The organism is Bacillus sp. JJ1609, assembly GCF_036967045.1.
Lineage (GTDB): Bacteria > Bacillota > Bacilli > Bacillales > Cytobacillaceae > Mesobacillus.
On record NZ_JBALSS010000033.1, the window covers coordinates 1 to 23,424 of the forward strand.

General features: G+C 42.2%; 16 protein-coding genes and 1 other annotated feature. Of the genes, 15 read left to right on the forward strand and 1 reads right to left on the reverse strand.

Translation table 11 applies throughout. The features are described 5' to 3' along the window. Nucleotides 1-475 precede the first annotated feature (475 nt). The 4 genes from clpX to yihA all read left to right on the forward strand — a co-directional run bounded on the left by clpX (nucleotide 476) and on the right by yihA (nucleotide 6,797). Entirely contained in the window at nucleotides 476-1,738 is a 1,263-nt protein-coding gene (gene clpX, locus V7654_RS20845; protein ID WP_335432773.1) for an ATP-dependent protease ATP-binding subunit ClpX, read from the forward strand. Between the two features lie 189 nt (nucleotides 1,739-1,927). Next, the gene (lonB, locus tag V7654_RS20850; protein ID WP_335432774.1) at nucleotides 1,928-3,595 is read left to right on the forward strand and encodes an ATP-dependent protease LonB; all 1,668 of its coding nucleotides are present in this window, start codon (nucleotides 1,928-1,930) and stop codon (nucleotides 3,593-3,595) included. Nucleotides 3,596-3,888: 293 nt separating this feature from the next. After that, on the forward strand, nucleotides 3,889-6,216 hold the full coding sequence (lon, locus tag V7654_RS20855) for an endopeptidase La (RefSeq protein WP_335432775.1): 2,328 nt from the start codon (nucleotides 3,889-3,891) through the stop codon (nucleotides 6,214-6,216). After that, the gene (yihA, locus tag V7654_RS20860) at nucleotides 6,213-6,797 is read left to right on the forward strand and encodes a ribosome biogenesis GTP-binding protein YihA/YsxC (protein WP_335432776.1); all 585 of its coding nucleotides are present in this window, start codon (nucleotides 6,213-6,215) and stop codon (nucleotides 6,795-6,797) included. Before lon ends, yihA begins: the two co-directional genes overlap by 4 nt. Nucleotides 6,798-6,933: 136 nt before the next feature. On the opposite strand, the gene V7654_RS20865 is transcribed toward yihA, so the two are convergent. Next, complete coding sequence (locus V7654_RS20865; protein ID WP_335376348.1) at nucleotides 6,934-7,419, reverse strand: LiaI-LiaF-like domain-containing protein; 486 nt, start codon at nucleotides 7,417-7,419, stop codon at nucleotides 6,934-6,936. Nucleotides 7,420-7,673: 254 nt separating this feature from the next. Here V7654_RS20865 and hemA point away from each other — a divergent pair, with 254 nt between their 5' ends. The 11 genes from hemA (at nucleotide 7,674) to V7654_RS20925 (ending at nucleotide 23,417) form a co-directional block, all read left to right on the forward strand. After that, nucleotides 7,674-9,020, forward strand: coding sequence for a glutamyl-tRNA reductase (gene hemA / locus V7654_RS20870; protein WP_335432777.1), 1,347 nt, complete (start codon nucleotides 7,674-7,676; stop codon nucleotides 9,018-9,020). Between the two features lie 14 nt (nucleotides 9,021-9,034). Next, complete coding sequence (locus V7654_RS20875) at nucleotides 9,035-9,868, forward strand: cytochrome C assembly family protein (RefSeq protein ID WP_335432778.1); 834 nt, start codon at nucleotides 9,035-9,037, stop codon at nucleotides 9,866-9,868. Between the two features lie 12 nt (nucleotides 9,869-9,880). Continuing rightward, on the forward strand, nucleotides 9,881-10,816 hold the full coding sequence (hemC, locus tag V7654_RS20880; RefSeq protein WP_335432779.1) for a hydroxymethylbilane synthase: 936 nt from the start codon (nucleotides 9,881-9,883) through the stop codon (nucleotides 10,814-10,816). Beyond that, entirely contained in the window at nucleotides 10,813-11,598 is a 786-nt protein-coding gene (locus V7654_RS20885; RefSeq protein WP_335432780.1) for a uroporphyrinogen-III synthase, read from the forward strand. Before hemC ends, V7654_RS20885 begins: the two co-directional genes overlap by 4 nt. Before the next feature lie 3 nt (nucleotides 11,599-11,601). After that, nucleotides 11,602-12,582 (forward strand): porphobilinogen synthase, encoded by a 981-nt coding sequence (hemB, locus tag V7654_RS20890; RefSeq protein WP_335432781.1) that lies wholly within the window; start codon nucleotides 11,602-11,604, stop codon nucleotides 12,580-12,582. A gap of 133 nt (nucleotides 12,583-12,715) precedes the next feature. Next, on the forward strand, nucleotides 12,716-14,008 hold the full coding sequence (gene hemL, locus V7654_RS20895) for a glutamate-1-semialdehyde 2,1-aminomutase (protein ID WP_335432782.1): 1,293 nt from the start codon (nucleotides 12,716-12,718) through the stop codon (nucleotides 14,006-14,008). Between the two features lie 433 nt (nucleotides 14,009-14,441). Beyond that, nucleotides 14,442-15,596 carry a stage VI sporulation protein D gene (gene spoVID / locus V7654_RS20900; protein ID WP_335432783.1) on the forward strand — a complete coding sequence of 385 codons (1,155 nt, stop codon included), beginning with the start codon at nucleotides 14,442-14,444 and terminating at the stop codon, nucleotides 15,594-15,596. A 202-nt stretch (nucleotides 15,597-15,798) separates the two neighbouring features. After that, nucleotides 15,799-16,848 (forward strand): spore coat protein YsxE, encoded by a 1,050-nt coding sequence (ysxE, locus tag V7654_RS20905; RefSeq protein WP_335432784.1) that lies wholly within the window; start codon nucleotides 15,799-15,801, stop codon nucleotides 16,846-16,848. 392 nt (nucleotides 16,849-17,240) lie between these two features. Further along, nucleotides 17,241-17,490, forward strand: a binding site (T-box leader). 44 nt (nucleotides 17,491-17,534) lie between these two features. Next, nucleotides 17,535-20,174, forward strand: a complete 2,640-nt coding sequence (locus V7654_RS20915; protein ID WP_335432786.1) for a valine--tRNA ligase — start codon at nucleotides 17,535-17,537, stop codon at nucleotides 20,172-20,174. Nucleotides 20,175-20,248: 74 nt separating this feature from the next. Further along, nucleotides 20,249-21,565: a bifunctional folylpolyglutamate synthase/dihydrofolate synthase gene (locus V7654_RS20920; protein WP_335432824.1), complete on the forward strand. Its 1,317-nt coding sequence runs from the start codon at nucleotides 20,249-20,251 to the stop codon at nucleotides 21,563-21,565. Between the two features lie 133 nt (nucleotides 21,566-21,698). Next, entirely contained in the window at nucleotides 21,699-23,417 is a 1,719-nt protein-coding gene (locus tag V7654_RS20925; RefSeq protein ID WP_335432787.1) for a sensor domain-containing diguanylate cyclase, read from the forward strand. The last annotated feature ends 7 nt before the right edge of the window (nucleotides 23,418-23,424 follow it).

Sequence of the window (23,424 nt, forward strand, 5' to 3'; positions counted from 1 at the left end):
ACTCCGACAAAGAAGCGCTTTTTGCTTCTGCCGGCGGAGTTGAAGTTTCGGAGTTTCTAGGAGGCGAAACTAGACAAGCGACTCGAGGGGCTAGGCGCTGGAGCTAGACATTTCTCGAAGTGAATTTTATACTTAGTTTAGAATAGAAACAAGGCGCGAGTGATCGTGCCTTGTTTTCTACAATAAAAACATAAAGTTAAAAGTAATATACATACATAATTTTTTAGCAATTTCCCATATGCCGATTTAATGGCACCATTTATGGTTAAGATGATTTAGTACATATTTTTTCACAATGGTTCATAAGCACGAAACTTGTCCATGTCAAGGGTTATTATTTCCTGTACCTTGGCATAATGTGTTACAATGCAATACATACCTGCTCAACCGAAGCAGAAAAACCGTTACTTAACTTTTCGTTTGCTTATGAATTGCAGCTTTATATATTGTTAGAAGTTCTCAAGGGGTGAAGGCATTGTTCAAATTTAATGATGAAAAAGGGCAGCTTAAGTGTTCTTTCTGCGGCAAAACGCAGGATCAAGTCCGCAAGTTAGTAGCAGGGCCTGGGGTCTACATCTGTGATGAGTGTATTGAATTATGCACGGAAATCGTTGAAGAGGAACTGGGCACTGAAGAAGAAGTTGAATTTAAAGATGTACCAAAACCAATGGAAATCCGAGATATCCTTAATGAGTATGTAATTGGGCAGGACCAGGCTAAGAAAAACTTGTCTGTAGCCGTTTATAATCATTATAAGCGTATCAATTCAAACAGTAAGATTGATGATGTTGAGCTTTCAAAGAGTAACATTGCGATGATCGGGCCGACAGGAAGCGGTAAAACATTGCTTGCGCAAACTCTAGCCCGCATTCTCAATGTACCATTCGCGATTGCGGATGCTACATCACTTACTGAAGCCGGTTATGTTGGTGAAGACGTAGAAAATATCCTTTTGAAATTGATCCAGTCTGCAGATTATGATGTGGAGAAAGCTGAAAAAGGGATCATCTACATCGATGAAATCGATAAAATTGCAAGAAAATCCGAAAACCCTTCTATTACAAGAGATGTTTCCGGTGAAGGCGTTCAGCAGGCGCTATTGAAAATTCTTGAAGGAACAGTTGCAAGCGTTCCGCCACAAGGTGGACGTAAGCATCCTCATCAGGAATTCATCCAAATTGACACAACGAATATACTATTCATCTGCGGTGGAGCATTTGATGGAATCGAATCAATCATCAAACGCCGCCTTGGCCAAAAAGTAATTGGCTTCGGTTCCGATAAGAAAGAAGAAGAATTAGACAAGAAGGAATTGCTGTCAAAAGTGCTTCCTGAAGACTTATTGAAGTTTGGTTTGATTCCAGAATTCATCGGCCGTTTGCCAGTAATCGCCAGCCTGACTCCGCTTGATGAAGAAGCGCTGGTTGAAATCCTGACTAAGCCGAAAAACGCTCTTGTGAAGCAGTATCAAAAGATGCTTGAGCTTGATAATGTTGAGCTTGATTTCGAAGACGATGCCCTTGTTGAAATCGCAAAAAAGGCAATCGAGCGAAAGACAGGAGCCCGCGGACTCCGTTCAATCATCGAAGGCATCATGCTTGACGTCATGTTCGACTTGCCATCACGTGATGATATCGTAAAATGCATCATCACAAAAGAAACAGTCGAAAACAACATGCCGCCAAAGCTAGTGCTAGAAGACGGAACCGTCCTGAAAGACGAAAGAAACTCAGCATAATAACAAAGAGTCCGGTGAACTCCACCGGACTCTTTTTCTGTACCGCATTAAAGCAGTGGGGGTCTGACCCCCAGCGCTTTAATGCGAGAATGGATGGGAAAATTCACTTGAAAATATTGTTTATTCCAACTCGGTCAAGGGGATACTAGGGTAAAGCGAATAGTCATCAACTTACGGGAGGGAATTTATTTGAGTTGGACCGGAATCGCCTTATTCATACAGCTGTTTTTTGGGATTATCATTGGGCTGTATTTCTGGAATCTGTTAAGAAATCAACGAACTCAAAAGGTATCGATTGACCGGGAATCCAGAAAGGAAATGGAACAGCTGAGGAAAATGAGATCCATATCTCTTAGTGAGCCTTTGGCCGAAAAAGTTAGGCCTGCCACCTTTAACGACATTGTCGGGCAGGAAGATGGTATAAAAGCATTAAAAGCTGCTCTTTGCGGACCTAATCCCCAGCATGTCATTATTTACGGGCCTCCTGGTGTAGGGAAAACTGCGGCTGCCCGACTTGTCCTTGATGAAGCAAAGCAGAATTCCAAATCTCCTTTTCAATCTTCTTCAGTGTTTGTGGAGCTCGATGCAACTACAGCAAGATTTGATGAAAGAGGAATTGCCGATCCGTTGATTGGTTCTGTCCATGATCCGATTTATCAGGGAGCAGGAGCGATGGGGCAGGCAGGTATACCGCAGCCGAAGCAAGGAGCGGTGACCAATGCTCACGGCGGGGTTTTATTTATTGATGAAATTGGTGAATTACATCCAATTCAAATGAACAAGCTTTTGAAAGTTTTAGAAGACAGGAAAGTGTTTTTAGAAAGTGCCTATTATAATGAAGAAAATGCACAAATTCCAACACATATCCATGACATCTTCAAAAATGGGCTGCCTGCGGATTTCCGACTTGTAGGCGCGACGACAAGGACTCCAAGCGAAATTCCTCCTGCCATTAGGTCAAGATGTATGGAAGTATTTTTCCGCGAGTTAAGTCAGGAGGAAATCTCTAAAGTAGCCAGAAACGCAGCTGAAAAAGTAAATCTGACGATGAGTGAAGAAGCGATATCGATTCTTTCTAACTATGCACGCAATGGACGTGAAGCTGTCAATATGGTTCAGATAGCGGCAGGACTGGCTATAACGGAAGAACGCTCATACATTAAGGAGGAGGAAATTGAATGGGTAGTTCATTCTAGCCAGCTGACTCCGAGAATGGAACGCAAAATAAATGAAAAATCTGCTGTCGGACTCGTTAATGGACTTGCAGTATATGGCCCTAATACAGGTGCTCTCCTAGAAATCGAGGTTACGGTTATAAAAGCAAAGGATAAAGGATCAATAAATATTACCGGCATTGTTGATGAAGAAAGTATTGGTGGACAGGGTAAATCGATCAGAAGAAAAAGTATGGCAAGGGGCTCGATCGAAAATGTTATTACTGTCCTCAGGTCAATGGGTGTACCTGCGGATGAATTTGATATCCACGTTAATTTCCCTGGTGGAACTCCTATCGATGGGCCATCAGCAGGAATTGCCATGGCCACAGGTATTTACTCGGCAATCTATAAAATACCGATGGACAATACAGTAGCCATGACAGGAGAAATTAGCATCCATGGAAATGTAAAGCCAATTGGCGGAGTTTATCCGAAGGTTAAAGCTGCGAAAAAAGCCGGCGCCACAAAGGTTATCATTCCAAAAGAAAACGTGCAGACAATCCTAAATGAAATTACAGATATCGAAATCATCCCTGTGACTCACCTGGATGAGGTTTTTGAAATCGCCTTGCTTAAAGAGCATCCACGCGAACAAATTATTTCAGTTGCTCCAGATCTTGTAAAAAAGGAAACGAGCTAAACATGGATTGAAAAAGGACGCGTAATGCGTTCTTTTTTAATGGTTTATATTTCCCTGGTAAAGGTGAAAAAGGAGCATATCAACTGAGCAGGACTTGTTTAAAATTATTCTGTAAGCAGAGTAGCAGACATATTTTTAGCGTAATTTCAGGATACTAACAATTAGATGTCACAGTTAGAAACCGTCCTTTTTGCTCTTGATATTAGACACTAGAAAATAAATACGATAGAATTGAACAACAAAGTATTAAAATGCTTATAGAATGTTACAATGCATGTTGGAGGTGCAATATCATGGCGAACGAAAAAGAGCTCACTGTCCCTCTATTGCCGCTTCGCGGTCTTCTCGTATATCCGACAATGGTGCTTCATTTAGATGTTGGTCGGGAAAAATCTGTACAGGCTCTTGAGAAGGCTATGGTGGATGACCATTTGATCTTTCTTACGACTCAAAAGGATATTTCTATAGATGAACCAGGCGAAGAGGATTTGTACCAAGTGGGTACACTCACTCGTGTTAAACAGATGCTGAAGCTGCCGAACGGAACGATCCGCGTTCTAGTTGAAGGCTTGGCAAGAGCTGAAATCATTGAACTTTTCGATGAAAAAGATTACTACTCCTGCACACTGAGAACGTTTGAAGACAGGGAAACGAAGGATGTCGAAGATGAAGCATTAATGAGGACAATGCTTGAGTATTTCGAACAATACATAAAAATGTCCAAGAAAATTTCTGCGGAAACGTATGCATCAGTTTCTGACATCGAAGAGCCAGGAAGAATGGCAGATATCATTGCTTCCCACCTGCCTTTGAAATTAAAAGAAAAGCAGGAAATATTAGAGACGATTGATATAAAAGAACGTGTTAACCGCGTGATTGAAATTATCCATAATGAAAAAGAAGTTCTGGGTCTGGAGAAGAAAATTGGCCAGCGCGTCAAGCGGTCAATGGAGCGCACGCAAAAGGAATATTATTTGCGTGAACAAATGAAAGCGATCCAGAAAGAACTTGGCGAAAAAGAAGGCAAGACTGGTGAAATAGCAGAGCTTAACGAAAAAATTGAGCTTGCAGGAATGCCTGAACATGTAAAAGAAACAGCCCTGAAGGAATTGGACCGCTACGAAAAGGTTCCGACAACCTCTGCTGAAAGCGCAGTGATAAGGAACTATATTGAGTGGCTAGTTACTTTGCCGTGGTCGAAGGCAACCAATGATGACCTTGATATCAACAAAGCGGAAAAAGTCTTGAATAAAGACCATTATGGACTTGAAAAGGTTAAGGAACGTGTGCTTGAGTATCTTGCTGTCCAGCAGCTGACAAACTCGTTAAAAGGGCCAATCCTCTGCCTTTCTGGACCTCCGGGAGTCGGTAAAACAAGTCTCGCCAGATCAATTGCAAAATCATTGAACAGGAATTTTGTACGTGTTTCCCTGGGCGGTGTCCGTGATGAATCTGAAATCCGCGGCCACAGAAGGACTTATGTTGGCGCAATGCCAGGCCGGATTATTCAGGGAATGAAGAAATCAGGAACAATCAATCCTGTATTCCTGTTAGATGAAATCGATAAAATGTCGAGTGATTTCCGCGGGGACCCATCAGCTGCTATGCTTGAGGTGCTGGATCCTGAGCAAAATTACAACTTCAGCGACCATTATATCGAGGAGCCATATGACCTTTCTAAAGTTATGTTCATTGCGACCGCAAATAATCTTTCGACTGTTCCAGGTCCATTGCTGGACAGGATGGAAATCATTAATATTGCGGGATATACAGAGCTTGAAAAGCTGCATATTGCCAAAGATCATTTGCTGCCTAGACAAATAAAGGATCATGGTCTATCCAAGTCCCAGCTTCAAATGAAGGATGACGCAATAACGAAAGTAATACGTTATTATACTCGTGAATCCGGCGTTCGTTCTCTGGAAAGGCAGCTTGCAGCAATCTGCCGTAAAACAGCGAAAATCGTTGTATCCGGAGAGAAAAAACGAGTGGTTGTAAATGAAAAGAATGTGGAAGAATTCCTTGGCAAGACTAAGTTCAGATATGGGCAGGCAGAACTTGAAGACCAGGTGGGCGTTGCTACAGGACTCGCCTATACAACTGTAGGCGGTGACACACTTCAAATTGAAGTGTCACTATCCCCGGGCAAAGGCAAACTTGTACTGACAGGAAAGCTTGGAGATGTCATGAAGGAATCAGCTCAGGCAGCCTTTAGCTATGTCCGTTCTAAAGCAAAGGATTTGGACATCGATCCGGACTTCCATGAAAAGAATGATATTCATATCCACGTCCCCGAAGGTGCTGTTCCTAAAGATGGACCTTCTGCAGGGATTACCATTGCTACTGCACTCGTATCTGCTTTATCAGGAAGGCCGATTCGCAGGGAAGTAGGAATGACTGGAGAAATAACTCTTAGGGGACGCGTATTGCCAATCGGCGGCCTAAAGGAAAAATCATTGAGCGCCCACAGGGCAGGCCTGACAAAGATTATTCTTCCAAAAGATAACGAAAAAGATATTGACGACATTCCTGAAAGTGTACGTAAGGAGCTTGAATTCGTGTTAGTTTCTCATCTAGATGAAGTACTTAAGCACGCTCTAGTTAGCGGTGATGTTCAATGAAAGTAAATAGCGCAGAAATAGTGATCAGTGCTGTAAGGCCGAACCAGTACCCGGAAACGACTCTTCCGGAATTCGCCCTTGCAGGCCGGTCCAATGTAGGGAAATCTTCTTTTATCAATAAAATGCTGAACCGGAAAAGTCTCGCCAGGACTTCTTCGAAGCCAGGAAAAACGCAGACTTTGAATTTTTACTTGATCAATGAAATGCTTCATTTCGTTGACGTTCCAGGCTATGGATACGCAAAAGTTTCCAAGTCTGAACGCGAAGCATGGGGAAAAATGATTGAAACCTACATCACATCAAGGGAACAATTAAAAGCAATGCTTCTGATTGTGGACCTAAGACATCCACCATCCAAGGATGATGTCATGATGTATAATTTCCTCAAGCATTACGATATCCCAGTTATCATAATTGCCACAAAAGCGGATAAAATCCCGAAGTCAAAATGGCAAAAGCATTTAAAAATCACAAAAGAAACTCTTGATCTTGACCCTAATGACACTATTATCCTTTTTTCATCCGAAACAGGAGAAGGCAAGGATAAGGCTTGGTCTGTTCTTGGAGCTTTCATGAAATAATGCAAAACGCGGTCCAGTGATGGACCGCGTTTTTAATAGGGGATGGATGCAATTGAATTGAAAATTGGAGAATTCTTTTCAAAATAATAGAGTAGAAATGAAAAATCCCGCACCATTATAATGATGCGGGATTCAATCATTTTTTCTTGAAAAATAAAAGGTAGATACCGATCAGGATTAGTGCCGCTGGCCAAAATTTCCATGCTGTTGCGACTCCATTTTCCAGCAAACCAAGCCAGCTTGTGATCCGGTCATAAAATAGCAGCAACCCTGCTAAAATGAGAAAAAGGACTCCGTGGAACAAGCCATTGCCTGTTTTCTGGTATCGAAGTAAAAAGCCAAGGGCAATAATTAGAATAAATGCTCCCAGATGGTCCGGCCATAATTCGAACTTATTGACGACATGAAAATGGACACCTAAACCAACAAGGATCACTCCTGGTAAAATCGCTTCATAATCCTTTCCCCAGTAGCCTTGTACCAAAAAGGCGGCTCCTACGATAAGAAGGAGTGTCGGCCACGTGTAAAATTCCTGAAAAAGGGTTATGTTTGCCTGCTGTAGATAAAAATAAATACCAAATCCGATCAATATCATTCCTGGGATCATTCTCTGATTTTTCATACTTTCACCACTTCCAATAAGGCTCACTTGAATTAATCGACAAACTTTGATAAGGTACATTAGGGAGTATGTTTATTTGCTGTTCGTAAGGTAATTATGTAAATAAACAACTTGTGAAAATGACCTATATTTATGTAATTTATATCACACTGTGTTCACTAGTTGTTCACATTTCTAGCAAAAAGGAAAAAGGCTTCATGGTATAATTTCCTTAGCCAATTATGCAATTTCTATTTGGGGGTGTCAATTAATATATGCACATTATAGTTGTCGGTCTAAATTATAAAACTGCCCCTGTCGAAATCCGCGAAAGGTTGACATTCAACGAGGCGAATCTTGGAGAAGCAATGATTGCCCTTCAGGCAAAAAAGAGCATTCTTGAGAATGTCATAGTATCAACTTGCAACCGTACAGAAATATATGCTGTCGTGGACCAGCTCCACACAGGCAGATATTATATAAAAGAGTTTTTATCTGAATGGTTCGGGATTCCACAGGCTGAATTCACGCCATTTCTGTTTATTTATGAACAAGATGGAGCAATCGAGCATTTATTTAAGGTTTCGTGCGGATTAAACTCAATGGTGCTGGGCGAGACTCAAATTCTTGGCCAGGTACGTTCAAGCTTCATGCTTGGACTAGAGAGAAACACTACCGGAACTGTATTTAACCAGCTATTTAAGCAAGCTGTGACGCTTGCGAAGCGCGGACACTCCGAAACTGAAATTGGTGCGAATGCCGTGTCAGTAAGCTATGCAGCTGTTGAGCTTGCCAAGAAAATTTTCGGTTCACTTGACCAAAAGCATGTGTTAATCCTTGGGGCCGGCAAAATGGGCGAACTAGCCATCCAAAACCTCCATGCAAATGGAGCAAAGAAGGTTACCGTCATTAACCGTACCTACAAAAAGGCCGAAGATTTGGCAACAAAATTCTCAGGCAAAGCCAAGACTCTTGATGAGCTTCAGAGTGCGCTTACAGATGCCGATATCCTGATCAGTTCTACTGGAGCCAAGGATTTCGTTGTAACACGGGATATGGTCGCCAAAGTTGAGCAGAAACGCAAAGGAAAACCATTATTCATGGTTGATATTGCTGTACCGCGCGATCTGGATCCTGAAATTGCTACACTTGAAAATGTATTCCTTTATGATATTGATGATCTTGAAGGAATTGTTGAAGCGAACCTGCAAGAACGCCAAAAAGCTGCAGAGAAAATTCTCATTATGATCGAAAGTGAGATCGTCCAGTTCAAACAATGGCTGAACACTCTTGGAGTTGTTCCTGTCATTTCTGCTTTAAGGGTGAAAGCTCTTGCCATCCAGGAAGAGACAATGAACAGCATTGAAAGAAAGCTTCCGCATTTATCCGATAGGGATATGAAGGTCCTTAACAAGCATACAAAAAGCATCATCAACCAGCTTCTGAAGGATCCAATTCTTCAGGCTAAAGAGCTTGCAGCTGGCCCTGATGCCGACGAGGCGCTTGACCTATTTGTCAAGATCTTTAATATTGAACAGCTAGTCGCTGAACAAGAGGGAATGAAAACATCAGAATCCAGGCAGGCCAGAGTACCTTCGCCTCAGGCTTTCCTACAGTCGTAAGAGGGGTTCTGATTATGGGAGATCTTTTTATTACCCGCCTTCATGAAATGACCATTGTTGTTTATGCGGCAAGCGTCCTTTTATATTTTATTGATTTTCTTAACAGTAACCGGAGGGCGAACAAAGTTGCCTTCTGGTTACTTGCATTTGTATGGGGTTTTCAAACTCTATTCCTATTTTATTATATGGTCGAAACTGGCCGATTCCCTGTACTGACCCTCTTTGAAGGGCTTTACTTTTATGCGTGGGTCCTGGTCACACTGTCCCTCGCAATCAACAAACTACTAAAGGTAGACTTCATTGTCTTTTTTACAAATGTACTTGGATTCATCATTATGGCCATCCATACTTTTGCGCCTGTGCATTATGATTCTAATGTCATTTCTGAACAGCTTATATCAGAACTGCTGCTGATTCATATCACGATGGCGATCCTGAGCTATGGAGCTTTTTCGATTTCATTTGTCTTTTCTTTGCTTTACCTCATTCAATATGACCTTTTAAAGAGGAAAAAATGGGGAAAGCTGTTATGGAGAATATCCGATCTGACCAGGCTTGATTATTGGTCATACATATTGAATGTCATTGGAGTGCCGATGCTTATCCTGAGCCTGATTCTTGGGCTGCAATGGGCATGGATCAAGGTCCCTGGTCTTGAATGGTATGATGCGAAATTAATAGGCTCATTCGTGGTTTTGGCTGTCTATAGCATTTACCTATATTTGAGAGTTGGCAAAGAAGTATATGGGAAGTCGCTTGCTCTTTGGAATATCGCTTCCTTTCTGATTGTATTAATTAACTTTTTTCTTTTCGGAAAATTATCATCTTTCCATTTTTGGTATCAATAAAAGGAGGCAGTCATGAGAAAAATTATCGTTGGTTCAAGACGGAGTAAATTAGCATTGACGCAGACAAACTGGGTAATAGAGCAGTTAAAAAAATTAGGAGCTCCTTTCGAGTTTGAAGTGAAGGAAATCGTTACTAAAGGAGATAGGATTTTAGACGTTACGCTTTCCAAAGTGGGTGGGAAAGGCCTATTTGTTAAAGAAATAGAACAAGCTATGCTGGACAAGGAAATTGATATGGCTGTCCACAGCATGAAGGATATGCCTGCTGTCCTGCCTGAGGGTCTGGTGATTGGCTGTATTCCTTTCCGCGAGGATCATCGTGATGTCCTTATTTCGAAAGGAAATGTACCTTTCAGCGAGTTAAAATCTGGTGCTGTGATCGGAACGAGCAGCCTGCGCAGAAGTGCTCAGCTTTTAGCACAGCGCCCCGATCTTGAAATGAAGTGGATTCGCGGTAACATTGATACAAGGATCGGCAAGCTTGAGACAGAAGAATATGACGCCATTATTCTGGCTGCCGCTGGACTGAAGCGTATGGGCTGGGCTGATGAAACAATTACTGAATTCATTGATCCTGAGATCTGTGTCCCTGCAGTCGGCCAGGGAGCACTTTCAATCGAATGCCGCGGTGACGATGAAGAGCTTCTTCAACTTCTTGAAAAATTCACATCCGCTGAAACGAGTGCGGCTGTAAGGGCAGAGCGAGCTTTCCTACATAAGATGGAAGGTGGCTGCCAGGTGCCAATAGCAGGCTATGCCCATATAAATGAACAGGAAGAAATCGTTTTGACAGCCTTAGTAGGTTCACCAGATGGAAAAACGATCATTAAAGAACAAGTCCAGGGCAGGAATCCTGAAGAGATTGGTGAGCTTGCTGCAGAAAAACTGATCAGCGAGGGCGCGAAGGACTTGATCGATAAGGTTAAACAGGAGCTTGAGATTGAATGATTCCGTCTCTGCCGCTGCAAAATAAAACAGTCATGATTCCAAGGGGAAAGGCGCACGCAAAGTCTTTCTCCGAGTTAGTGGCTAAGGTTGGAGGGATTCCAGTGGAAATCCCTCTAATTGCCTTTCAGCCTGTTGCAGCAACTGAAGAACTTCATGAAATTATGAATAGCTTACATACATACGACTGGATCATTTTCACGAGCAATGTGACAGTGGAAACCTTTTATTCTTTAATTAAAACACCTGTAAGATTTCCGAAGATTGCCGTGATTGGAGATAAAACGAGGCAGGTTCTTGAAATTATGGGTATTAAGGTTGATTTTACACCTGGGCATTATGTTGCTGAAGATTTTGTGGAAGAATTTCATTCTCACATCCGTGAGGGTTCGCGGGTTCTTATTCCAAAAGGAAATCTTGCAAAAGATTATATTGCTGCCACATTGAAGAAACACGGTGCTATAGTTGATGAAATTGTCATCTATGAAACCTACCTGCCTGATGATAGCCGGGATAAGCTGATTCAGATGCTTAGAAATCGAAGACTTGATATACTTACATTTACAAGCCCTTCTACGATTGATCATTTTATGGAAATAGTAGAAGGACACCAGCTCCAAAACGAGCTTGATCATTGTATCGTGGCCTGTATCGGCCCTGTTTCAATGCGCAAGGCAAAGGAATGGGGATTGACTGTCCACGCTGTGCCTGAAAAATATACAGTTGAAGAGATGCTGAAAAGCATAATTGAGTACTTAAAAATAAATCCGCATACTGGAGGGTAATACATGAAAAACCTTGAATTTAACCGCCACCGCCGTCTTCGGCAAACTGCGAATATGCGTGCCCTGGTTCGTGAAAACTATCTTCGCACTGAAGATTTAATTTATCCATTATTTATCGTCGAGGGAGAAAACATTAGGAATGAAGTATCTTCGATGCCAGGAGTCTTCCATTTGTCTCTTGATAATCTGAAAGAAGAAATCGCTGAAGTAGAATCCCTTGGTATTAAATCTGTCCTTCTTTTCGGCGTTCCAAATGAAAAGGACGAGGTAGGCTGCCAGGCGTACCATGACCATGGTATCGTCCAGGAAGCGACTCGTGTCATTAAAAAGGATTTCCCTGACATGGTTGTCATTGCTGATACATGCCTGTGCGAATACACAAGCCATGGACACTGCGGCGTTATTGAGGACGGCAAGGTGCTTAACGATCCATCACTTGAATTGCTAGGAAAGACCGCAGTGAGCCAGGCTAAAGCAGGTGCTGATATCATTGCCCCTTCAAATATGATGGACGGATTCGTTACAGCTATTCGTTTTGCATTGGATGAAGCAGGCTTCCAGGATGTGCCGATCATGTCCTACGCTGTAAAATATTCATCTGCATTCTATGGTCCTTTCCGTGAAGCAGCAGAAAGCACTCCACAGTTTGGAGACCGCAAATCCTACCAGATGGATCCGGCAAACCGTATTGAGGCAATGCGCGAAGCTGAGTCAGATGTCATGGAAGGTGCGGACTTCCTGATTGTGAAGCCAGGCATGCCTTATCTTGATATCGTCAGGGATGTTAAAAATAACTTCAACCTGCCTGTCGTCATCTATAATGTTAGCGGAGAATACTCCATGGTCAAAGCAGCCGCACAAAACGGCTGGATTGATGAGAAAAGCATCGTGATGGAAATGCTGACAGGCATGAAACGCGCAGGCTCTGATCTGATCATTACCTACCATGCTAAAGATGCTGCACGCTGGCTGAAGGAACAATAAGATCACTATGTTTTAGCACTCTTTATAAAAAGGATCTGTTAAAGGGCAATGTTGATTTTTAAATCCTGTTGATTGGAGCGGAAATCAACAGTCCAGTTTTACAGAGCCTATAAAAAAGAAATGAGGGATATATATGCGCTCATATGATAAATCGATTGAAGCTTTCAAAGAAGCAAAAGAGATCTTGCCTGGAGGGGTTAACAGCCCTGTCCGCGCATTTAAATCAGTGAACATGGATCCAATCTTCATGGAAAGAGGAAAGGGTTCGAAGATTTACGATATCGACGGCAATGAATATATTGATTACGTGCTCTCTTGGGGCCCGCTGATTCTTGGCCATACAAACGATCGCGTTGTTGAAGGAATCAAGAAGGTAGCTGAGCTAGGAACAAGCTTTGGAGCTCCTACATTGGTAGAAAATGAACTAGCTCAGCTAGTCATTGACCGCGTACCATCCATCGAAATGGTAAGGATGGTTTCTTCAGGTACAGAAGCGACTATGAGTGCTCTTCGTCTTGCAAGGGGATATACTGGCAGAAACAAAATCCTTAAATTCGAAGGTTGCTACCACGGCCATGGCGATTCACTGCTCATTAAAGCTGGCTCAGGCGTCGCTACGCTTGGATTGCCTGACAGCCCTGGTGTTCCAGAAGGGGTAGCAAAAAACACGATCACAGTCCCTTACAATGATTTAGAGAGCGTCCGCTATGCATTTGAACAATTTGGCGATGATCTCGCTGGAGTAATCGTTGAGCCGGTTGCAGGGAACATGGGTGTTGTCCCGCCAGTTCAAGGTTTCCTTGAAGGCCTACGCGAAATTACCACTCAATACGGAACAGTGTTAATTTTTGATGAGGTCATGACAGGCTTCCGCGTCGGCTATAACTGCGCACAAGGATATTTCAATGTCACACCTGATCTTACTTGCCTTGGTAAGGTCATTGGCGGCGGGCTGCCTGTTGGAGCCTACGGCGGTAAAAGAGAAATCATGGAGCAAATCGCTCCAAGCGGTCCTATCTACCAGGCGGGAACACTTTCCGGTAATCCTCTGGCAATGACTGCGGGACTTGAAACGTTGAGCCAGCTGACACCAGACACATACAAGGAATTCGAACGGAAAGCTGACATCCTTGAAGCAGGTTTGAAAGCAGCGGCTGAAAAATATGATATCCCTCATACGATCAACCGTGCAGGCTCAATGATCGGCATCTTCTTCACGAATGAAAATGTCATCAACTATGAAGCTGCCAAAACATCACACCTTGAATTCTTTGCTTCATATTATCGTGAAATGGCCAATGAAGGAGTATTCCTCCCACCATCACAGTTTGAAGGCTTATTCCTTTCAACTGCACATACAGATGAAGACCTTCAGAAAACAATTGAAGCTGCTGAGAAAGCCTTTTCCAAGCTGCAAAATAAATAAGACGATTTAGACACTTTTCAAATACGAAGGGTGTCTTTTTTTTGTTTAGGATGGTTAGTCCGACCTAATTGTTCATTAAGCGGTTTCAGGCCATTTCGGAATATAATGAAAAATTCCGGAATAAATGGCATGGATTTCTGAATAAAACAAAAAATTCCGGAATAAATGACACGTTTTCGGAATAAAGTAATGATTTTTCGGAATATCCATTAAATAGTGCCGCTTTCTTACTTTAAAACTCATTGTATTAACAAAGTATAGGTATAAAAGCTAATCCATTTTTTTACTTAATCTTACTTCTCGTTCTTAATCTTTAATTTTTAATATTAAATCCCTCGAGTATTGGTCTAAATTATCATAAAAGCAAATATAGACTCATAAAGTGTTAATGACATAGTGATTTTACGCTTAAGGAATGAAAGGAGGAGTCGCTTTGTCTCAGGGAAATCAATCGTGCCTGCGATTTTCGTTAGAGGAGTCAGTATGGTTTCAAAGAGGACAGGAAGTCGCAGAGCTTGTCTCGATTTCACTCGATCCGAATATAACGATACAGGAAAACGAGCAATATGTATCCATTCGCGGATCGCTGGAATTGACTGGGGAATATACATGCCATGAAAATCAGCAAGAAAACTCGGATGACCACATCCCAGCTCTTAAGTTCGTGCATTCTGTGATGGAGAGGGATGAGGGAGTATATGAATTTCTGCACCGCTTTCCAGTCGATATCACAATTCCGAAAAACAGAATCGAAAGCATTTATGACATCAATATCAATGTAGAATCCTTCGATTATGTTTTTCCGGAAAAGGATCGCTTGAAGCTGAATGCTGATCTGGCTATTACAGGCCTATACGGTGAACAGCAGCACGAAACCGAAGAAACCGAGGAAGCTGCATATGAAGCTGAGGAGCTCGAATTCAGCTTCCGAGAAGAGCAAACAGAAGAAGCTACAGCCGAAAACCAAAGTGAAGAAGATGCCGCAGAATTCGATTTTCCAGAAGCACCAGCATATTCATTTGTCCAGCAGAACGAAGCTCTGAATCAGGACGAGGAAAATACATTCGAAGAGGAATTGTATGCACCGTTCCGGGCGGAAGCGAGAAAAACTGGTGCAGAGGAAAAGGCTGAGGAGCCTGTATTGCAGGAACAGCGTCATTTACAGGCCGTTCCTGAATATTCATATAGCGATTTCAGGAATGAGAATGTACCAGCTGAAGAAACCGAGGTTGAGGCTGAACAGGAAACGGAAGTCGAAATCGAGGAGCCGGAGGTGGAGGAGAACAAACCTGCTGAAGTCCAGGAGGCTGAGGAAGAAAGCTCATCTTCCCCGGTTATGAAAAAGAAAAAGCCAAATATGAAAAAAGGTATTTCGATCGCAGAGTTTTTAGCAAGAAAAGAAGAAGAAGCGGAGGTTGCTAAAATAAGAGTCTGTATCGTGCAGCAAGGCGACTCGCTCCAATCTATTTCTGAGCGCTATGATGTGCCAGTACAGCAGCTTTTGCGAGTGAACCATTTGAGCATTGACCATGAAGTCAAAGAAGGCCAGGTTTTATATGTACCTGGAGTAGCTGTGCACCATCAATAATCAAGGCTCAAAACAACACTCTTAGCAAGTTCAGCAAAAACAAAAATTAGAAGCAACGCCTTGTCCGAAAAGCTAGTTGTCAGGGCTGGTTTGGGTGCTGGCCAGGGTTGCTTCAGCTTTTTAGTGGGCAGGTGTGTCTGACACCTGCTCAAATCTATTTTCAAGCATATTTCCATGAAGTTAAGAAAGTGGGCGAGATCCAATGGATGATCGCAATTTTTTAAAGGAAGAAGCAGAGGTATTAAAGCAATATCCGGTTGAGCCATACTTTGCTGAGGATTTTGGCAAAATTAAAAAGATTTATACAAGAACGGGCACATTTGCTTTAAAAAAAATCCATCCATATGAAGGCACGGATTTTATTAAGCATATTCAAACACTTTACCAAAAAGGCTTTAACAGGATTGTTCCTGTATATCCTGCGAATGATGGCAGGTATGCCATTTTGCATAATAAATCACTTTACTATCTGATGCCGTGGATTCCGAATGAAATAAAGGAGAATCATCAATCAGAAAGGCAAATGCAGCTGTTCAGGGAATTGGCGAGGATGCATACTTTGTCAGCAAAGGAGCTTGAAATCAGTCACGAGCTGAAAAAGGAACACTATGAACAAACCTTGAAGGAATGGGAAAAAGAAGAGGAATTTATAAATGGATTTATTGAGAGCTGTGAAAATAGAGTATATATGTCCCCTTTTGAATTAGCCTTCTGCCTGTATTACAGCCAAATCAACCAGGCAATCCAGTTTGCCAAACAAAAGCTTGAGAGCTGGCATGAAAAAACAAAGGATCAAAAAAAGACGAGGACCGTCATCCTGCATGGAAAAATCTCAACGGAACATTTTTTGTTCGATGAAAGAGGTTATGGTTATTTCATTAATTTTGAGAACGCAAGGCAAGGTTCGCCAATTCAAGACCTGCTCCCATTTGTATCTAGGTCGTTAAAAACATTGCCCAAACGTTCTGATGATTCTATTGATTGGATTTACGCTTACCTGAAATATTTCCCTTTCAGAGAGGATGAGATGCAGTTATTTATGAGCTATCTGGCATTCCCGGCTGGGATCATCCGTGTAGCGGAAACTTATCATCAGCGAAAGACTGAGCTGGATGAAAGGAAGTTTGTCCAAAGATTGCAGAAGCAATATTGGCTTTTAAGCAATACTGGATATGTTGTAACGAAAATAGATGAAATAGAAAAACAGAAACAGCAAGCAAAGCAAGCACAACAAGAAGGAGCCCAGAGCTAAAATATGCCCTGAGGCTCCTTAAAAGATTTCAAATTTTATCGCCAGAGCGATCATAATAAAGATTGATAACAGCAGTACATCAAAAGTCGTTGGGAAAAATAGCGTCCGTAATCCTTGGAAAATGCAAAAAGGAAAGATTAATTGAGCACAGATGCCTCGAGCCGTTCTGGCCCACCTCGGGAGTGTATATGGATTATACCTTCGTCTCTTCATCTCCATTCCTCCAAACCGACAGATATTCCTTTTTTATTCTATGAGCAGTTTGCCTAAATTGTGCTAATAAATGGAACAGCAAGATGCAAAAAGTATAAAATATAAAAAAATAGGAAATGATGATTGACGTCATTCCCCTTTTTTGGGTAGTATAACTAATATACAAAAACACAATAAAGTGAATAGCATTGACAGGGAAGAGTACATTATCATTTAGCTTTAAGAGAGGAAAACCATTAGCTGCGAGGTTTTCTAAGCTGAATCAATGGAAGGTCGCCCTAGAGCTTCTCCTGCTAACGGAATGAGCATTCCTTTTAACAGGCGACGGTGAAGAGCCGTTATTTCCTCAAGAGCCAGCATGTTGGAATAATTTTTTTCCCTTGTTGGAAAAAAAGGTGGTACCGCGAACAAACTCCATTCGTCCTTTTACGGCGATTGGAGTTTTTTTATTTTATTTTTTAGGAGGAATCATGATGGAAGAGAATTTATCAATGCCTACTAAATACGATCCGTCCGCGATTGAACAGGGCCGTTATGAATGGTGGATCAAGGGCAAGTTTTTCGAAGCTAAAGATGATGCACAAAAGCAGCCATATACGATTGTTATCCCACCGCCAAACGTGACAGGAAAGCTTCACCTGGGGCATGCCTGGGATACAGCTCTCCAGGACATCTTAACTCGCATGAAGAGGATGCAGGGCTACGATGTTCTCTGGCTGCCAGGAATGGACCATGCTGGAATCGCAACGCAGGCGAAGGTGGATGAAAAGCTTCGCAGCCAAGGAATCAGCCGCTATGATTTAGGACGCGAGAAGTTCTTGGAGGAAGCGTGGAAGTGGAAAGATGAATATGCTCAGCATATCCGCCAGCAATGGGCAAAGCTTGGTCTTGGTCTTGATTACAGCCGTGAGCGTTTCACATTGGATAAGGGACTGTCAGATGCCGTAAAAGAAGTATTTGTTTCCCTGTACCGCAAGGGTCTTATCTATCGTGGTGAATACATCATTAACTGGGATCCAGCAGCAAAAACAGCTCTTTCTGATATTGAAGTTATTCACAAGGATGTACAAGGTGCATTCTATCATATGAAATATCCTCTTGCTGATGGTTCTGGTCACATTGAAGTCGCGACTACAAGACCGGAAACGATGCTTGGTGATACTGCGGTAGCTGTACACCCAGAAGATGACCGCTATAAGCATTTGATCGGCAAGTCGGTAATCCTTCCGATCGTTGGCCGTGAGATTCCGATTGTTGGTGACGATTACGTTGATATGGAGTTTGGTTCTGGAGCTGTAAAAATTACTCCAGCACACGATCCTAACGACTTTGAAATCGGCAACCGCCACCATCTTGAGAGAGTCCTAGTCATGAATGAAGACGGAAGCATGAATCACAATGCCGATAAATATCAGGGCATGGACCGTTTTGAATGCCGCAAGCAAATCGTCAAGGACCTTCAGGAGCAAGGTGTTTTATTCAAGATTGAAGAACACATGCACTCAGTTGGACATTCAGAACGTACCGGCGCAGTTGTCGAACCATATTTATCGACACAATGGTTCGTTAAGATGCAGCCTCTTGCTGATGAAGCGATCGCTCTTCAGCAAAAAGAAGATAAAGTCAACTTCGTACCTGAGCGTTTCGAAAACACTTATCTACGCTGGATGGAAAATATCCGTGACTGGTGTATTTCCCGTCAGCTATGGTGGGGCCACCGCATCCCGGCCTGGTACCATAAGGAAACTGGTGAAGTTTACGTGGATCACGAGCCGCCTGCGGATATCGAAAATTGGAATCAGGACAATGATGTACTTGATACATGGTTCAGTTCAGCTCTATGGCCTTTCTCAACAATGGGATGGCCTAATGAGGAAGCCGCTGATTACAAGCGCTATTACCCGACAGCTGCTCTGGTTACAGGCTATGATATTATTGCATTCTGGGTATCCAGAATGATTTTCCAGGGACTTGAGTTCACTGGCAAGCATCCATTCAAGGATGTACTGATTCACGGACTCGTTCGTGCCGAGGATGGCCGTAAAATGAGTAAATCACTGGGTAATGGTATTGATCCGATGGATGTCATCGATCAATATGGCGCTGACTCCCTACGCTATTTCCTGACAACAGGAAGCGCTCCTGGTCAGGACCTTCGCTACAGTACAGAGAAGGTAGAGGCAACGTGGAACTTTGCCAACAAGATTTGGAATGCATCCCGCTTCGCATTAATGAATATGAACGGACTTAAATATGAAGAAATCGATTTGAGCGGCGAAAAATCTGTAGCTGATAAGTGGATTTTAACAAGGCTGAATGAAACAATCGAAACTGTGACAAGACTGTCTGACCGCTATGAATTTGGTGAAGTAGGAAGAGCGCTTTACAACTTCATCTGGGATGACTTCTGTGACTGGTACATCGAAATGGCTAAGCTTCCTTTATATGGAGAAGATGAAGCTGCTAAGAAAACGACTAGATCAATCCTTGCATATGTTCTCGATAACACAATGCGTCTGCTCCACCCATTCATGCCGTTTATTACCGAGGAAATATGGCAGAACCTTCCTCACCAGGGCGAGTCGATTACAACAGCAAGCTGGCCACAGGTTGTTCCAGCATTAACCGATAGCGAAGCTGCTGATGATATGAAATTGCTCGTTGAAGTAATCAGGGCTGTAAGGAACATCCGCTCAGAGGTGAACACACCGCTGAGCAAAAAGGTTGATATGTTCTTGAAAGCGAAAGATGAAAAGATTCTTAAAACGCTTGAAGGCAACCGCGGTTATATTGTTCGCTTCTGTAATCCGGAAAATCTTCAGATCGGACTAGAAGTTGATGCCCCAGAAAAGGCGATGACAGCAGTAGTAACAGGGCTGGAAATCATCATGCCGCTTGAGGGACTGATCAACATCGATGAAGAAATCGCTCGTCTTCAAAAAGAAAAAGAGAAGCTGGATCAAGAAGTAGAACGTGTCCAGAAAAAGCTTGCTAATGAAGGCTTTGTAAAAAAAGCTCCTGAAAAGGTCATTGAAGAAGAACGCGCTAAAGAAAAGGATTACGTTGAAAAACGTGCTGCGATTGAAGCTCGCATCAATGAGCTAAGAGGATAACCTTTAATAAGATAGAAATTACATTGAAGGCGAACCAATATTGGTTCGTCTTCATCTTGAATTGGGGTGTTGAAATGTTCCATACATATGAACAAGCAGTAGATTGGATTCATGCGAGACTTAGGCTCGGAATCAAACCGGGTTTAACAAGGATGGAATGGATGCTGGAAAGGCTTGAACATCCGGAAAGAAGGATAAAAACCATCCATGTTGGCGGTACAAACGGGAAAGGATCGACTGTTACTTTTCTTCGTTCCATCCTGGAATCAGCCGGCTACCTGGTAGGCACCTTTACCTCTCCATACTTTGAGCAGTTTAATGAGCGGATCAGCGTTAACGGCCAGCCAATTAGTGATGATGACCTTATCCAGCTTGTGAATGTCATAAAACCGCTGGCGGATGAACTGGATCAAACGGAATTAGGCGGTCCAACAGAGTTTGAAGTCATTACGATTATGTCAATTTATTACTTTGCTAAAATCTCTCCTGTGGACGTTGTTATTTACGAGGTTGGCCTTGGAGGAAGGTTTGATTCCACAAACGTAATTCATCCATTATTATCGATCATTACAAGTATTGGACTCGACCATACGGCTATTCTTGGGGATACATATGAAAAAATTGCCTTTGAAAAAGCAGGTATTATTAAGAATGCTGTAAGCATCATTACAGGTGTGAAGCAGCCTGAGGCATTAGAAGTCATCCGCCGAAAAGCTGATATAGGAAAGTCGCCAATTTATCAGTTGGGGGAACAATTTTCCACAAACTCTAAATCTTCCTTGAAGGATGGGGAACAATTTACGTTTACCAGCATGTTCACACAATATGAGAAGCTTGAGATATCCATGATCGGGTCCCACCAAGTAGATAATGCCTCTTTGGCAGTGATGGCTTCCCAAATCCTTGCTTATTATTACTCGTTCATAATTGAAGAATCTCATTTGAGAGAAGGCTTAAAAAAGGCTTACTGGCCAGGCCGGCTTGAGGTATTGTCAGAAAAACCATTTGTCCTGATCGATGGTGCACATAATGAGGAAGGAATAACTGCTCTTGCCAGTGAAGTAAAATCCAGATATGCCGATAAAAAGATTAGCATTCTGTTTGCGGCTCTCACAGACAAGAAATTGGACAGGATGATTGACATTCTCGAAGATACGGCGGATTCCCTAACATTCACGACATTTGACTTTCCAAGAGCAGCTAAAGCAGAAGAGTTAATGGAAGCTGGAAAAGCAGCTGATAATATGACCATAGCAAATGATTATAAATTTTATCTTGAACAAAAAATAAAGGAATTAAAGGAAAATGAAATTCTGCTCGTAACGGGTTCACTTTATTTCCTGTCAGAAGCAAAGCCATTACTAACTCAACTACTAAAAATAAATAAATAAGAAAATTATGACATCCGACAAAAAGTTTGCTAAACTATTTAAAAAGTATGACTTTTTACCTAATGGTTATTTTCATATGATTAACAAATTTGCTTTGTTAAATTGTTACGCTTGATGAGGGGAGGGTGGATAGATGAAGGTTTCTCCAATGATAAAGAAATCAATCTGGTTTGCCTGGCTGTTAATCGTGCCGGTTGGTATCTGGGTGACGTATGTGGTCTATCCACCTTCAATAGATGGATCGATCTGGGGTGTCCTGGCATTCCTCTTATTAACGGCTGTCGTGGCTTCAATGCCGATGGTTGTAAATAATACTCCGATCTTCTTAATCCAATGGGTATCGATGGCCGTATTTCTTACTTATGGATTGTTTGTTGAAATGATTTTAATTCAGATTTCTGTTGTCATTCTCTTAACGAGGTTAAGACTCCAAAAGACAGATGCATACAAATTTCCCTTGAATTCGCTGATGTTTTTTATTGTATCGCTGCTCAGCGGCTTAGTGTTTTATGCTCTAGGCGGGACTCACGGAGAAAATTTTGCACAGAACCCTTACATACTTGTACTTGGGACTTTATATGGAATAAGTAACTTCGTGATTAACACAATCATCTTGATTTTTATTCAAGCTTTTGCTTTTAAACTTAAGGGCCCATACTTTGGCAAAGATTTTATCTGGGAATCGATCACGACCCTGATTACCTTCCCAATTGGTTTCGTGCTTTATGAGTTATACAGAGAGATGGGAATCATATCGCTGCTATTTGTAGGAATTCCGTTTGCAAGCCTGTCTATAATACTAAGTCTCTACTATTCCAGTGATAAAGTTAACGAGTTTTTGCAGAATGCTGCAGAAATTGGTCACCAGCTTGCTGAAAGGCTGAAAGCAAATGAAGTCATAGATTTATTCGTTCAAAAACTGATTGAAATGCTTCCTGTTGACTATGCGTATATTCTTGATGTCGTCGATAAAAAAGAGTTAAAACTAATCTATAAGGTGGAACATGGCGAATTTCTTGAACCGGTAGCTGTCCCTTTAAAAAAGGGTGAGGGAATCAGCGGACTTGTATGGGCTGATAAAAAGCCTGTGCTTTTCCATTCCAAAAAGCAATGGAAGCAGATCAACTCTGGTTATATACCGCCGAGTGTTGAAAGCATCTTGAGTGTCCCGATTGTCAGGAACGCCCAGGTAATAGGGGTCCTGGTTCTGGCTGCAAACAAAAAAAGGGCATTTGAGAAGTCCCAGCTGATGATCGTCGATATTCTATGTTCCCACTTTGCGATCGCTGTAGAAAATGCGAGGCACCATGAAAAAACAAAGGAAAACAGTGAGAGGTGCGCTCTGACTGGACTTTATAACTATCGCTATTTTGAAAATATGCTGACAAGTGAGTTTGGAAAATTACAGAACTCCGAGAGAAATCTGTTGTCACTCATCCTTCTTGATATTGATCATTTCAAATCTGTAAACGATACCTATGGGCATCAAAGTGGAAATGAAATATTATGTGAGCTAGCAATCCGACTGAAGGATCGAATCGGTGATATCGGAACAGTGGCCCGTTATGGCGGAGAAGAATTCGTCATCCTGCTTCCTGACATGATGAAGGGAGATGCATTCAAGCTTGCTGAGCAAATCAGGCTGCTGATTGCCAGAGAACCATTTGCTTTGCTTCAATCTATGGACGCAGACGGAAAACTAATTTTTGTTGATATAACCGCTTCAATCGGTGTCGCTACAGCACCACAGGATGCAGACGATTCACTTGCATTAATTAGACACGCAGATCGCGCGTTATATGTCGGAGCTAAGCGATCCGGAAGAAACCGGGTTGCTGAGTACGTAAAATAAGGCTGAC

Excerpts from the sequence above, each read along its gene's own strand:
- lon (WP_335432775.1), top strand. The coding sequence starts at position 3,889 with ATGGCGAACGAAAAAGAGCTCACTGTCCCTCTATTGCCGCTTCGCGGT.
- yihA (WP_335432776.1), top strand. The coding sequence starts at position 6,213 with ATGAAAGTAAATAGCGCAGAAATAGTGATCAGTGCTGTAAGGCCGAAC.
- V7654_RS20865 (WP_335376348.1), bottom strand. The coding sequence starts at position 7,419 with ATGAAAAATCAGAGAATGATCCCAGGAATGATATTGATCGGATTTGGT.
- hemA (WP_335432777.1), top strand. The coding sequence starts at position 7,674 with ATGCACATTATAGTTGTCGGTCTAAATTATAAAACTGCCCCTGTCGAA.
- V7654_RS20875 (WP_335432778.1), top strand. The coding sequence starts at position 9,035 with ATGGGAGATCTTTTTATTACCCGCCTTCATGAAATGACCATTGTTGTT.
- hemC (WP_335432779.1), top strand. The coding sequence starts at position 9,881 with ATGAGAAAAATTATCGTTGGTTCAAGACGGAGTAAATTAGCATTGACG.
- V7654_RS20885 (WP_335432780.1), top strand. The coding sequence starts at position 10,813 with ATGATTCCGTCTCTGCCGCTGCAAAATAAAACAGTCATGATTCCAAGG.
- hemB (WP_335432781.1), top strand. The coding sequence starts at position 11,602 with ATGAAAAACCTTGAATTTAACCGCCACCGCCGTCTTCGGCAAACTGCG.
- hemL (WP_335432782.1), top strand. The coding sequence starts at position 12,716 with ATGCGCTCATATGATAAATCGATTGAAGCTTTCAAAGAAGCAAAAGAG.
- ysxE (WP_335432784.1), top strand. The coding sequence starts at position 15,799 with ATGGATGATCGCAATTTTTTAAAGGAAGAAGCAGAGGTATTAAAGCAA.
- V7654_RS20915 (WP_335432786.1), top strand. The coding sequence starts at position 17,535 with ATGGAAGAGAATTTATCAATGCCTACTAAATACGATCCGTCCGCGATT.
- V7654_RS20920 (WP_335432824.1), top strand. The coding sequence starts at position 20,249 with ATGTTCCATACATATGAACAAGCAGTAGATTGGATTCATGCGAGACTT.
- V7654_RS20925 (WP_335432787.1), top strand. The coding sequence starts at position 21,699 with ATGAAGGTTTCTCCAATGATAAAGAAATCAATCTGGTTTGCCTGGCTG.